Raw genomic sequence first — 13,820 nt, forward strand, 5'->3', positions numbered from 1 at the left:
AATGCAAAAGAAATTAATTAACATCCGTTGGAGTATCTGCATTGTGTTGCTTTTATTCCTTTTAAAACTGCAAGGTCAGCAAGATCCACAGTATACCCAGTATATGTATAATATGAATGTGGTTAACCCTGCGTATACTACCAATGATGTGGGCATGCTTAATTTTGGTACGCTATATAGAACCCAATGGGAAAACGCCGTTGGTGCTCCAAAGACCTTAACCTTTTTTGCACATACACCGTTATCAGAAAAAATAGAAATGGGTGCCTCTATTATAGCAGATGATATTGGAGACGGTTCCTTAAAGGAGAATAACATATATGTGGATTTCGCCTATATTCTTAAGCTAGATGAAAAAAGTAATTTAAGCTTAGGACTAAAAGGAGGTGTTACCACGTTTGAAACAAACTTTAATGGTTTTAGACTTCCGGAAATACAAGATGACCCTGCTTTTAATGAAAACTTAAACAACACCTTCCCAAATATTGGTGTGGGTGCTTTTTACAATAGAGATAAATTTTACGCAGGCATATCCATTCCAAATTTATTGACCTCTAAACATTTAGAAAATAGAGATGGCATAACACGTATTGGTGCAGAAGCCATTCACTTATTTGGTATGGCCGGGTATGTTTTTGATATCAATACTAATCTAAAATTAAAACCGTCAATCTTAACAAAAATGGTATCGGGAGCTCCCATTACGGCAGATTTCTCTTTTAATGCCTTATTCAATAATCGTTTTGAAGGTGGTGTGTCTTATCGTTTAGAAGATTCTGTAAGTGCCATGTTCAACGTGTCTGTAGTACCTGCATTAAGAATTGGTTATGCATACGATTATACCTTATCAAATTTAGGCGCGTTCAATACCGGTTCTCACGAAATTTTTGTGCTGTTCAACCTAGACCTTTGGGGACTCAAAAAAGGCTATGATAAATCTCCTAGATTCTACTAAAATGAAAAAGTTATATATATACATCATACTGTTTTTAGGAATATTTCAATCCGCTTGGTCTCAACAAGAATTAAAACGTGCCAATGACCTTTTTGAAAAAGCCTATTATGCAGATGCCATTGCTTTATACGAAGCGGCATTACCTAGCAATAAAAGTAGCCTAGTGGTTAAGAACTTGGCAGACAGCTATTACCATACATTCAATTTAAATGCTGCCGCTCGCTGGTATCGCTATTTAATTTCTAATTATGGCGATGCTGTTGGAGAACAATATTACTTTAAGCTCAATCAATCTTTAAAAGCCATTGGCGAATATGAAGAGGCAGAACGTGTGCTTGTAGACTTTTATACTAAAGAAGGCAATACCGATAAACTGCAGAAACTTAAAGCAGATGCCGTTTATTTAGAAAATGTAAAAGCCATAGGAGACCGTTTTACCATTAAAAATAGTTACCTAAACACAACTTCATCAGAATTTGGGGCCATGCATGTAGGTAATTCAATTTGGTATACTGCAACCCATAAAAAATCGAATTCAAAAATGTATCGTTGGAACAACCAACAGTACTTGGATATTTATACGCACCCTATTGACCAAGAACAATTAGGCGATAGTATCAGTACAAGCTTATCAAACAACATCAACACCAAATTACACGAGGGATCTTTTACGATTTCTGCAGATGGCAACACCATGTATTTTACCCGTAATAATTACAATAACGGTAAGCGCAAGACAGATGATAAAAAAGTATCTAACCTAAAAATTTATAGTGCCAATTTGGTAGATGGAGAATGGAAGAATATTACCGAATTACCTTTTAACAGTGACGAATTTTCTAACGAGCACCCAGCTTTAAATACCGATGGAACAAAATTATATTTCTCTTCGGATAGACCTGGCGGATTCGGTTCATTTGACATTTATGAAGTCAGCCTACAAGCGGATAATACCTTTGGAACACCCATGAATTTAGGTAATGTGATCAATACAGATAAGAAAGAACAGTTTCCTTTTATTGCTTCTGATAATTCACTCTATTTTTCATCTAACGGACACCCAGGCTACGGACTTTTAGATGTATTTATTTCAAAAAACAATAAAGGTTCATTTCAACAACCAGATAATTTAGGGCTACCCGTAAATGGCGGATATGATGATTTTTCATATGTATTGCATTCAGATGGCACATCAGGATACTTTGCATCAAACAGACCATCTGGTAAGGGAAGTGATGATATATACAACTTTACCGTAACCAAAGAATTACAGATTGTAGATTGCCAACAATATATAGCAGGTATTATTACAGACCGCACTACTACCCTGCCCCTTGCTGACGCAACGTTGACATTGGTAGATATGAATAATAAAACAATAGCTACCTCAACAACCAAAGCAAATGGTGCTTTTGAATTTAATATTACCTGTGAAACATCCTACACGGTAAATGCTGAAAAAACTGGTTATGAAAGTAATTCTAAAACCATCCGCAGTACAAAAGAACGAAATGCAGAACACGATGCCTCAATGAGCTTATATTCAGTAAGCGAAAAACAAAAGGCTGAGGCATTGGTATTGCAACAAAAACAAGAAGCCGAAAAGTTACGAACAGAGGCGTTGGCCATCAAGAAATTGGAAGAAGAGAAAAAGGCAGCGCTATTGGCAGAAAAACAATCTGCCGTACAAGCAGAACGTATAGCTAAAGAAAAGATAGCTAAGAAAGTAAAAACCGAGGAAGCTTTACCCAAAAAAATAGAAGATGCCATTAATACAGAAAGTGCCTTGGTAAAAGAAACCGACCGTACGGTTATACAGACCGAAGAAATACATTTTGATTATAGTCTTTGGTACCTTAGAAGAGAATCTAGAGAGCGATTACAGACCGTAATCGACATCATGATAAAGAACCCGGGTATGATCATTGAGATTGGCACACATACAGATATTAGGGGTAATGGTAATTACAACAAAGACCTATCTCAAAAACGTGCCGATTCCGCTAAAGAATTTCTTGTTAAAAACGGAATAGCTTCTGAGAGAATAGTATCTAAAGGCTATGGGGAATCTAAACCCATTGTAGTTTGCCCTAAAGAAGATGCTTGCTCAGAAGAAGATCATGAATGGAACCGCCGATGCGAGTTTGTTGTAGTTGGCTGGGATTATGACAAATAAACAGCAGATGATAGTATAAAAATTTGTTTGCAATAAAATACTTTACTACCTGCATCTTTATAATTGAAACGGTTTCTAGTATCTTTAGTACTTAAACAAAAGATACTATGACATTGAATCTTTCTACCATTCCATCAAAGGAAATTATGCCTGGATTACATGGAAAATTAGTACATTCTGAACATATGAGTATGGCATTTTGGGATGTAGAAAAAGGTGCGCAAGTACCAGAACACGCCCATATGAACGAGCAAATTATGCACGTAATAGAAGGTGAATTTCAATTTACATTAGAGGGCAACACAAAGGTATACGTGCCAGGTGACATTGTGGTCATAGCACCACATAAGAAACATAGTGGCATTGCACTTACCCCTTGTAAATTGTTAGATGTTTTTAGTCCAACAAGAGAAGAGTATCGCTAGTTATTGTTTCTATAAAATTTAAAAAATGAACATAACCCTATTAAACAAAAAAGCATTAGTTGGTGGTAGTAGCGGAGGTATAGGTAAAGCTATAGCACAACAATTGGCAGAAAGTGGCGCTAGTGTAACCTTAATGTCTCACAGCGAAGAGAAATTACATCATATTGTTGCAGAATTACCAACGGATCAAGGACAGCAACACCAATATCTTGCCGTAGACTTCAATAATTTTAAAGACTACAAAAAGGTAATCAGTACTTATTTTGAGAACAATACCGTAGACATTTTGGTAAATAATACACAAGGACCTTCTGCTGGTAGTGCATTAGAAAAAAAAGTAGATGATTACCAAGAAGCTTTTGATCTCTTATTTAAAACCGTGGTTTTTACAACAGAATTGGCACTACAGTCTATGATGCAAAAGAATTGGGGTAGAGTTATAAATGTTGCCTCCGTTTCAGTGAAAGAACCACTATCATACCTAGCGCTATCTAATTCTATTAGGGCTGCCGTAGTAACATGGGCAAAATCTTTGGCTACAGATGTTGGCAAACACAACATTACAGTAAATAGCGTACTCACCGGTTATTTTGATACGGACCGTATTACGCAACTTAATGCAAAAAAAGCAGCGCAATTAGGCGTGGAACAAAGTCAAGTACGTAAAGACATGGAATCTAGAGTGGCATTGAAACGTATAGGTAACCCAGAAGAATATGGTTTTTTAGCAGCCTTCTTGGCATCTGACAATGCAGCTTATATAACTGGAACAAATATTCCTATTGATGGCGGACTTCTAAAATCTCTTTAGATGGCCAAGTAATAATAAAATTTAGTCGTTTACAAACGTATATTATACACATAATATACGGGTAAACACCACTAAGCAACCGTATTCATTGATACTTTAGAAGATTTGATTAAATTACGGGTAAAATAGATATAAAGTAACTTGTTACCTTATACAATTGTTGTAGTGCATTTCTCAAGAACATCTAAGGACAAATGAAAATATATGCGATTAGTGGACTTGGAGCAGACAAAAGAGTTTTTAAATATTTAACTCTAGACTACGAATTAGTTCCAATTGAGTGGATTAAACCGAAAACAAAGGAATCTATAATTGAATATTCCAAAAGACTAATTGTAGAATACGGAATCGATACGGATAAAAATTTTGGAATTTTAGGAGTAAGTTTTGGCGGCTTAATTGCAACTGAAATCAGTAAATTGACGAAACCAAAATTCACGATTTTAATCTCATCCGTTGAAACAAGAAATGAATTGAGCGGACTTATCAAACTAACAGGAAAATCAAAACTGTTAGAGCTCGTTCCTGAGAGCTTATTGAATCCTCCGAAAGCAATTGCAAGTTTCATGTTCGGAACGAATAAGAAAGAACTCTTAAACTCGATCATAGACGATACAGACGTAAGTTTCACTAAATGGGCGATTAGAGAACTAATGAATTGGAAAAATCAAACTCAATTATCAAATTTAATTAAGATTGGTGGTACAAAAGATAAGTTACTTCCACCAAAAGGAGATAATACAATTTTGATTGACAAAGGGGAGCACTTTATGATAGTGGATAAAGCTAAAGAGATAAGTGATATAATAAACCGAGAAATAAAAACGCACTACAACAAAGCCTAAACGTAATGCGGACTTTAGGGCAAAACCGAAAGGTCTGTGTATATTTATGAAGTCGCTAAATCTTATGGATTTAGCTTTGGACAAGAAAAAATAAAACTAAACAATAAGCTTTAGCTTCGGCTTGTGGCGGAATGGGAATCGCTTCTATAAAACCGCACTACGCTTAGCCCAAGCGTTGTAGTGCATTTGAGAAACCAATGAACAGAGAGAAAATTATTTGTATAGAATGTGAATCTGAATACTTTAAAGATAGTTCGGAAATGACAGATTTATGTCCAGATTGCGCTCATAAACTATATGATTATCCAAATTGTGAGCACGAATTTGAAAACGGAAATTGTTCAAAATGTGGTTGGAATGGTAAGACATCAAAATATTTAACATAATGAAACCTGAATTAAAATACATCGAATTGAAAAGCGGATTTGGAGATAATGGACCAGCTTGGATTGGAATTGCTGAATTTTCAAAATCTGGACGGACTGTGTATTTTAACGGAAAAGCACTTAAAAACTCAAATGCTCAAGGAATCGCAGGAAATTACTTTGACATAGAAAATGGAGATGAATATTGGGTTTCTGGAATTAAGAAAAACGGAACTGACAGACATTGGGCTGGTGGTGGAAAGATAATGATAGACAAAAATGCTGTGGAGCTTTATTTAAGCCTAGTTGATTTTGATGTTTTAGACAAAAATAGCTTTGAACTGACTGAAATAGAAACGACAGACAAACAAAGGTTTGCGGAATTAGAAAATAAGAAACTTAATTGAAAACCTTGACAGAAAATAAATTACATAAACTTTATAAACTGATTGCATATTTTCTAATTGCAGTAAGTCTAATTTTTATTTTAACACCGATTGATAACTTATTAGTTCAAGACAAATTCGGAATTGTTTTAATTATGAATATTGGTTTTCATATGTTTTATCACCTAATTAGTATCGTACCATTAAAACAACTGAATTGGGTTAAAGACAATTCAACAGTGCAAAATATTGCTTTCAAGGGTATTATGGTAATGTCCTATTTTATTCCTATTGCCTGTATTTTGGCTTCAGTTATTATTATTACAGAATCATTTTCAAATCAAGAATATTACAAGCTGACAGTACTATTAGTTTTGTCGGGAGTAATACTTGGAGCTCTAAAATTAAATTTAAAATTAAAGAGCTGGAGAAAAAACACACTACAACAAAGAACTGAGGTAAAAAACAAACAAATTCTTCTTTAATCTGAGACAATATTATTCTAGGCTCATGGATTCTAAAATCAGATTCTTGAGCTTTTTTTATTCAATTTATCTGCTATTTATCTAGGCAATACAGAAACGTAGGTTTCATCATATGGTCTGCCAGATTTTGCGATAGCAAAGGACTGTTTCAGTATTTGTTGGCAACCGCTATCAATGCCAATTTCTTGCTCTTCCCCTTGTTCACGATTCGCTCATATACCTCTCTGCATGCCTTGTTATGTTTACAGGCATTGAAAGAACATAGAAACAATAGATTACGAAGCTTTCTATTGCCGACCTTACTTATTCGCGCTCGACCTCTTACACTGCTCCCCGACTCACGTATCGTTGGGGTTATACCTACATAACTACAAAGCTGTGATGCCGTTTCGAACTTGTTAAAACCATCGGTGACCACTATTAGGAACAATGCAGTCTTTTGACCTATACCTGGTATTGACATCAACAAGGTCAATTGCTCCTGTTGGTCCTCTTTTACCAATGATAGAATCTTTGATTCGATAGCAGCTACCTCTTTATTCAGCTGCTTCTTGTTACGTATCAAGGAACGATAAACAAACTTTGAGGGTATACCCAGAACTGCTTCCCCATGTATCTTGTTCTTGGTTGCCGTTCGTTGTTTTAAATAGGTATCCAATAATCGGAACAACTGTAAACATTCGCTCTGGGTATCCGTTAAGGCATTGTAAATAGGAACCTCGTTGATCAGGGCGTATTCACATATAGCCTTGGCATCGCTCTTGTCCGTTTTTACCTTTGCAAGTTTCATTTGAATGAATCGCTTTATCGATAATGGGTTTACTACTGAAACTACTACTCTATTCTTGTAAAGAAACTGTGCAAGCCTGTAATGATAATATCCGGTAGCTTCCATAACGACCAATGAACTTTTGGGTAATTCCTTAAGGAATTTCTTAAATCCAATTTCATCGTTCTTATACTGGTCGTGACCTTTGTTACTACCATGTACATCAAAGACATCTTTACTGATGTCAACTCCAAAAGTTTCTTTATATTTATTCATAAGAAATGTTTTATGAAAGAACCGGCTACTTCTGCTCACACCAACTTGAAAAAGAGATCTAAAGTCTCACAGAACTGAACGTGATTTAAGTAGTAAAAGAGAGAGGATTATCAATGTTGTCGAAGTCTAAAGCTTCACCGTGTATAGTAACCTTAATTCTCTCTTTTGTTCTTTCTAGCTATAGCAACAATTTACTGAGAATCAAACTTAAGCCGTGTATAATTGATTGCTATTTCGAGCCTACTTACAAAAATCCTCACAGATTTTCTATTCGGTTTGTATTTGCTAAATTAGGTATTTAAACACGCAACAAGCCATATACAAACACGTTATAGGCAAAGAAAAAAAGTATATGAATAAAATCGGAATAATTGGTGGAATTGGACCTGAATCAACTATCGAATACTACAGATTGTTGATAAAGACATTTAGAGAGAGATTGAACACAAATCAATATCCAGAAATTCTTATTCAAAGCGTGGATATGACAGAAATGCTTAATTATATTTTTACTAATCAATTAGATGAATTGGTAGCGTTTTTAAAAAGTAAAATCAAAATATTAGAAAAATCGAATGTAGATTATATTGCATTAGCATCAAATACACCTCATTTAGTTTTTGACAAACTAGCGGAATCTGTAAACACGAAAATGATAAGTATAGTTGAGGAAACGTCTAATGCAATAAAAAACACAGGAATTAAAAAAGTTGGTTTGCTAGGAACAAAATCAACAATGAGCAAAGGATTTTATCAAAAATCAGGAGAAAAAAATGGAATTAAAATAGTAATTCCAAATGAGGAAGACCAAAACTATATTCACGAAAAATATATGGGAGAATTAGTTTTTAACAAAATTGTTCCCGAAACAAAAAAACAACTCATTCGAATAATAAATGAATTACAAGTCAATGAAAATATCGAAGGAATTGTATTAGGTGGAACTGAATTACCACTAATACTTGAACAAGAAGATTTTGACAAGTTAAAAGTGTTTAATACGACTAAAATTCACGTAAACGCTATTTTGAACAAAATGCTGAACTGAAATAAATTATGCCTATTACAACGGCTATACTTAATTGCTTAGTTCTGTGCTACTTTGGAAAAATCTCCGATTTCCCAAACTTGGCTTTGCACTTATAAAATTGAGTACTAAATTGTCGCAACTAAGCATAGCCAAACCATTGATAGTAATTTAAACCTAGTCTTTTAGCAAGCTATTAATTGAGTTTGAAATAAATTTCTCTTTATTTAATTTTATCTCTTTTATTAGAAACTTCTTTTCCTCCGATAATTGAAAATACTTTTCTGCCCATAAATTAATTTCTACAATTACCGGAATTAAATCTATACCTTTTTGGGTCAATTGGTATAGTACTTTGGCTTTACTATCAGGATGTTCCAATTTTTCAATCAAATCATTCTTTTCAAGCATTAGTAATCTAGCCGCTAAAATATTAGTTGAAATTTTCTCCTCAGATTTTAAAAAATCTCCATAAGTAAATCTTTTATTAAACATTAGGTCTCTAACTATCAATAATGACCATTTGTCTCCCCAAACTTCCAGTGAAGAACTTATGGGACAATGAGACCTTCTTTTTGGTGCTTTCATAAAATTTAACGCAAATTCACTTGCACAATGCAAGTAGATTGATTTATATTTACACTTGCATTTTGCAAGTAAAATACAAATATAAAAGAATAATTATGAAAGAGAACGCACTTACAGTTCATACTCAATTTGCAAACATTGATAATAATCAAATTGCGTATAGAAAATTTGGTATTGGACAACCATTAATATTACTAAATAGATTTAGAGGAACATTAGACACTTGGGATCCTTTATTTCTTAATTTATTAGCAAAACATAATACCGTTATTACTTTTGACTATTGTGGTATTGGCTATTCTGAAGGAGAATTACCTTTAGCTATTAAAGATGTTGCAAATGATGTTATAAAACTTGCAGACTACCTAGATATAGAACAATTTCATGTTTTAGGATGGTCTTATGGCGGCTGGGTAGCTCAGTATACTATGTTTCTAAATCCTTCAAGAATATTAAAAACTGTTATAATTGGTAATAATCCCATTGGAAAAAATGAGTTGCCGTTTAAGAAAGAGTTCTTTGAAAGAGCATTAAAACCAGTAAATACTGATGACGATTTTCTAGTGTTGTTTTTTGAGCCAAGCTCAAAGAAAAGTAGTACTGCGGCAGAAAAATCTATGCAGCGAATAGCAAAAAGATTTGACCTTAGTAAAGTACCTTCAAGCCAAGAAGTATTCAATAGATATTTTGCCTCAAAAAATGCGATTGCTGAAGACTCGGATAATTTTAGAACCGCATATCAAAACACAAACATTCCTATTTTGGTTTTATCTGGTGATAATGATATCTCATTTTCGTTAGAAAACTGGTATCCAATGCTTGGCAAAGCGCCAACATTAAGGCTCATTGTCATGCCAGAAGCCGGCCATGCTCCGCATTTTCAATATCCTAATGAAACTAACTCATACATTAAAGCATTCTTTGAGGACTAAGCATTATCAAACAGACTTTGAGAATATGGGAAATAAAAACTACTACCAACACAACCTATAAACCATACGGGCTTCGAGCTTAATCGAAAGGTTTGCGTATTTTTATGAAGCCCGCAAAATCTTATGGATTTTGCTCAGGTCAAGAAAAAATAAATCAACCAATAAAATTTCGCTATGTGCGTGGCGGAAAGCAAACGCTAGTTTGCTACCGAACTGTTCATAGCTCAACCGTTACCATACATTTAAAAACAAATACAAATCATGAAGAAAACAGTTGGAATTTTAATTTTTGACAATGTAGAAGTACTGGACTTTGCAGGGCCTTTTGAGGTATTTTCCGTTACTTCTGAGCTAAATAATTTCGAGCTTTTCGATGTATTTACAGTTGCCAAAAAAAACGAACCCATTTCTGCGGTCAATGGACTTTCCGTCAACCCTAAATACAATATTGAAAACGCACCGAAGATTGATATTTTGATAGTTGCTGGTGGAGCTGGGACTAGGAATCAAATGAAAGAAATTGAAACCCTGAATTGGATTAAAGAAGTACATAAGAACAGTTTGATTACCGCTAGCATATGTTCAGGCTCAAGATTACTTGGTACTTTAGGACTACTGGACAATCAACCTTACTGCACTCATCACGAAGTTTATGACCATATGTTGGAAATTGTACCTACTGGTATTCCACAGAAATCTAAAAGGTTCGTAGGATTTGATAAAATTTTTACCTCTGGTGGAATTTCAGCAGGAATTGATTTGTCCTTTCACATAATTGAAAATCTTCATGGGAAAGACGTTGCTTTGAAAACTGCAAAATATATGGAATATGACTGGACTGAAAAAGATACTTGACCTATATAGTAAAAAAAACGTATGGTAATCGAGTAGACGGGTCCGCCCCTAGTTAGGAACGGACTGCGCCTCTCACACCACCCAGCGTACGGGTCTCGTACTGGGCGGTTCGTTAATGATGCTTTACTTTCTTATAGTAATCCAATAGACTTAGATATCCTCGCTGCTTTAAGCGTGATACGGTTATGGTGGTACCCAGAATAGGACTCTGGGCTACTGCCCATCCTCCCATATTGGTTCTGCTCCATGCATAGGCTTGTCCTTGTTCAATACCTAAACGGATAAGGTTTTTACGCTTGCGCTCGGGTTTCTTCCAGTAATGCCAAATACAGTACCGTAATCGGTTTCGCAACCATTCATCCAGCTGCTTTAGCTTTGCTTGAATGTTCGCTAGTTTAAAGTAGTTTGTCCAACCACGTATCAACCTATTTATGCGCTGTATACGCTCATCAAAACTGGCAGGAACCGTCTTCTTGGTCAGGTACTTTAACTTTTGTTTCAGCACTTGCCATTTCGACTTTTCTACCACAAATTGATACCTGCCCCGTTCTCCTTTCTTATAGGTAGGAACAAATCCGTAGCCTAATAAATTGAAGTTGTAAGGGGTGCGTAATCCGCTCTTTTCTCGGTTGATGGGTAAGTCCAGCTTGTCTCGCAAAAACTTGAAAATGCTATTCCCTACCCTTTTGGCGGCTGGCTTACTGCGCAGGTAAATACTGAAATCATCGGCATAGCGTACAAACTCGTGACCACGCTTTTCTAACTCTTTATCTAGCTCATTGAGCAAGATATTCGACAGAAGTGGGCTTAAGGGCGAACCTTGCGGTACCCCTTTACTGCGTTTGTGCAAGCTGCCATTGATTTCAATAGGTGCACGTAAGAATTTGCGTAGCAACTTTAGCGTTAGTGGACACCTTACTTTGTCATGTATCAAGTTGAGAAGCACATCATGTCTTACCTCGTCAAAGAAGCTCTTTAAGTCGATGTCCACAATATACTTTCTGCCCGAGTTGATTTCTGATAGGCTCTTCGCTAACGCTTGATGCGTGTTACGCTGAGGACGAAAACCAAAACTATAAGCATGAAAATCTTTCTCGAACAAAGGTTCTAACACTTGATGTAGTGCTTGTTGAAATACCCTGTCTACTACGGTAGGTACGCCTAAAAGGCGCGTCTTTCCGTTTGATTTCGGTATCTCTATGCCCTTTATCGCTGAGGGATAATACGTGCCACTTGCTATTTGCAAGGCGTACTGTTCGCCATAGTGCCCAAAGTGGCGAGACAGTTCATGGACTTCCATGCCATCTACACCGCTTGCTCCACGGTTTCGGTAGACCTTTAAATAGGCGCGGTTTAGGTTTTCTTTGTTGATTAATTCCTTAATCATCGGTACTATAAAATTGTTTAGGTGTCTCGCTTGATTTAAGGCTATTTAACTGCTGGAAAACTATCTGTAACACAGCTAAACTCCTTAGTTCATTAAAGACCATTAACGTTCAGTCCTTCATTCAGTATCACAACTGAACTACTATGACCTCTGCTGACTTCTCCATATAGCTACTCGTAGCTTGGGAGACCTCCCCAGGTAAGGGCATCTTCTTTCCTCTGATCGCTGCCCAATCTACTACTTTGGTCTGCTTCCAATTGCTTGGAGTTTGGGGCGTCACAGTTATGTGCCTGCTTACCCGACCTTATAGCCTCATATCAGGTTCCTATTCGTCAGTACCAGAGTTTGTAGGCTCGCTTCCTTCAGTCCTAGCTTCGCAACTAGCAACCTTGCAACTTACTAATGGTTAAAGGCGTTACCCCTGTCCATAAGGGACTTGCACCCTCTAGATTAATCAACTACTTTTCTGTAGTTAAAAAGATGCCCATGCTGGGCACACACAATGTATATAAAAAATAGGCGGATAAGTAATAAAATCAAACGTTTTAAATCGTATCAAACTTTGTGCTTAACTGAAAATTCGGTGCTTTAAAATCGCCTACTTTTCATATACTAACCGTAGCACCATTATAAAAAATGAGAATAACATCGATAGCAGTATTTTTAATTCTCTTTATTTCCTGCAAAGAAAACAAAGGAATCACTACCATAAATAAAGAGCAATCGGCAAATAAGAACATCATAAAACCTGAATTTCAGTCGATTATTGATTCTTCTGATGTCAAAGGTTCAATATTAATTTACGACTTAAACCAAGACGTATATTATTCAAATGACTTTGAATGGTCAAACAAAGGAAATTTACCAGCATCTACATTCAAAATCGCAAATTCAATTATCGGACTTGAAACTGGTGTGATTGAAAATGATAGTGTCATATTTAAATGGGACGGGGAAAAAAAATGGTTAAAAAATTGGGAACAAGACCTGATTCTTAGAGATGCTTTTCAGTTTTCTTGTGTTCATTGTTATCAAGAAGTTGCAAGAAAAATTGGTTCGAAAAGAATGAACGATTATGTATCCAAACTTAACTATGGGAATCTAGAAATTGACGCTACCAATATCGATAAATTTTGGTTAGAAGGAGCATCAAGAATAAGTCAAATGCAACAAATCGACTTCCTGAAAAGGCTTTACAATTTTGAACTTCCTATTTCAAAAAGAACTGAGAGTATTATGCGAAAGATTATGCTCATTGAAGAAACTGACCAATATAAACTTAGTGGGAAATCTGGTTTATCAAATAATAACGGAGAATACAATGGTTGGTTTGTTGGGTTTGTTGAATTCAAAAACAACACATACCTATTTGCCACAAATCTAGAGCCTAAAAAGGAGTTTAATTTTGATTCTTTCATTAAAAAAAGGTTGGATTTAACTCTTCTTGGTCTTAGAAAAATGAATGTTCTAAAATAAATACTGGTCTAACAATGGTAACCGTTGCACTAGCCTATAATTAGAAATAATTACTATCGATA

Annotated in this window: 15 protein-coding genes and 1 pseudogene; 12 read left to right on the forward strand and 4 right to left on the reverse strand. The window is 35.5% G+C overall.

Going from position 1 to position 13,820, the window contains the following annotated elements:
* The first annotated feature begins 1 nt into the window (after position 1).
* From P178_RS0103135 to P178_RS0103170, 8 genes are all read left to right on the forward strand, one after another.
* On the forward strand, positions 2-955 hold the full coding sequence (locus P178_RS0103135; protein ID WP_036145633.1) for a type IX secretion system membrane protein PorP/SprF: 954 nt from the start codon (positions 2-4) through the stop codon (positions 953-955).
* 1 nt (position 956) lies between these two features.
* Positions 957-3,131 (forward strand): OmpA family protein, encoded by a 2,175-nt coding sequence (locus P178_RS0103140; RefSeq protein ID WP_036146251.1) that lies wholly within the window; start codon positions 957-959, stop codon positions 3,129-3,131.
* A gap of 107 nt (positions 3,132-3,238) precedes the next feature.
* A complete protein-coding gene (locus P178_RS0103145) occupies positions 3,239-3,556 on the forward strand; it encodes a cupin domain-containing protein (protein ID WP_027064851.1) in 318 nt (105 codons plus the stop codon).
* Between the two features lie 25 nt (positions 3,557-3,581).
* Entirely contained in the window at positions 3,582-4,367 is a 786-nt protein-coding gene (locus tag P178_RS0103150) for an SDR family oxidoreductase (RefSeq protein WP_027064852.1), read from the forward strand.
* A gap of 194 nt (positions 4,368-4,561) precedes the next feature.
* Positions 4,562-5,212, forward strand: coding sequence for an alpha/beta hydrolase (locus P178_RS0103155; protein WP_027064853.1), 651 nt, complete (start codon positions 4,562-4,564; stop codon positions 5,210-5,212).
* A gap of 197 nt (positions 5,213-5,409) precedes the next feature.
* Positions 5,410-5,598: a hypothetical protein gene (locus tag P178_RS0103160; RefSeq protein ID WP_027064854.1), complete on the forward strand. Its 189-nt coding sequence runs from the start codon at positions 5,410-5,412 to the stop codon at positions 5,596-5,598.
* Complete coding sequence (locus P178_RS0103165) at positions 5,598-5,984, forward strand: hypothetical protein (protein WP_027064855.1); 387 nt, start codon at positions 5,598-5,600, stop codon at positions 5,982-5,984. The genes P178_RS0103160 and P178_RS0103165 overlap by 1 nt, the downstream gene beginning before the upstream one ends.
* A 5-nt stretch (positions 5,985-5,989) precedes the next feature.
* Positions 5,990-6,448, forward strand: coding sequence for a hypothetical protein (locus tag P178_RS0103170; protein ID WP_155941569.1), 459 nt, complete (start codon positions 5,990-5,992; stop codon positions 6,446-6,448).
* Positions 6,449-6,525: 77 nt separating this feature from the next.
* Here P178_RS0103170 and P178_RS21350 read toward each other — a convergent pair.
* Positions 6,526-7,493 (reverse strand): annotated as a pseudogene (locus P178_RS21350) (IS110 family transposase).
* A gap of 352 nt (positions 7,494-7,845) precedes the next feature.
* Here P178_RS21350 and P178_RS0103180 point away from each other — a divergent pair.
* On the forward strand, positions 7,846-8,541 hold the full coding sequence (locus tag P178_RS0103180) for an aspartate/glutamate racemase family protein (RefSeq protein WP_027064857.1): 696 nt from the start codon (positions 7,846-7,848) through the stop codon (positions 8,539-8,541).
* Positions 8,542-8,697: 156 nt separating this feature from the next.
* On the opposite strand, the gene P178_RS0103185 is transcribed toward P178_RS0103180, so the two are convergent.
* Positions 8,698-9,108 (reverse strand): winged helix-turn-helix transcriptional regulator, encoded by a 411-nt coding sequence (locus P178_RS0103185; RefSeq protein WP_027064858.1) that lies wholly within the window; start codon positions 9,106-9,108, stop codon positions 8,698-8,700.
* 95 nt (positions 9,109-9,203) lie between these two features.
* On the opposite strand from P178_RS0103185, the gene P178_RS21355 reads away from it, so the two are divergent.
* Both P178_RS21355 and P178_RS0103200 read left to right on the forward strand, forming a co-directional pair.
* Positions 9,204-10,040, forward strand: a complete 837-nt coding sequence (locus P178_RS21355; RefSeq protein WP_036145639.1) for an alpha/beta fold hydrolase — start codon at positions 9,204-9,206, stop codon at positions 10,038-10,040.
* Between the two features lie 261 nt (positions 10,041-10,301).
* A complete protein-coding gene (locus P178_RS0103200) occupies positions 10,302-10,895 on the forward strand; it encodes a DJ-1/PfpI family protein (protein WP_036145643.1) in 594 nt (197 codons plus the stop codon).
* 112 nt (positions 10,896-11,007) lie between these two features.
* On the opposite strand, the gene ltrA is transcribed toward P178_RS0103200, so the two are convergent.
* On the reverse strand, positions 11,008-12,282 hold the full coding sequence (ltrA, locus tag P178_RS0103205; protein ID WP_027064861.1) for a group II intron reverse transcriptase/maturase: 1,275 nt from the start codon (positions 12,280-12,282) through the stop codon (positions 11,008-11,010).
* Between the two features lie 127 nt (positions 12,283-12,409).
* On the reverse strand, positions 12,410-12,562 hold the full coding sequence (locus tag P178_RS23140; RefSeq protein WP_155941570.1) for a hypothetical protein: 153 nt from the start codon (positions 12,560-12,562) through the stop codon (positions 12,410-12,412).
* Between the two features lie 356 nt (positions 12,563-12,918).
* Between P178_RS23140 and blaOXA the strand changes: the two genes are divergently transcribed.
* Entirely contained in the window at positions 12,919-13,758 is an 840-nt protein-coding gene (gene blaOXA, locus P178_RS0103210; RefSeq protein WP_027064862.1) for a class D beta-lactamase, read from the forward strand.
* The last annotated feature ends 62 nt before the right edge of the window (positions 13,759-13,820 follow it).

It is taken from the genome of Maribacter sp. Hel_I_7 (genome assembly GCF_000688315.1).
GTDB lineage: Bacteria > Bacteroidota > Bacteroidia > Flavobacteriales > Flavobacteriaceae > Maribacter > Maribacter stanieri.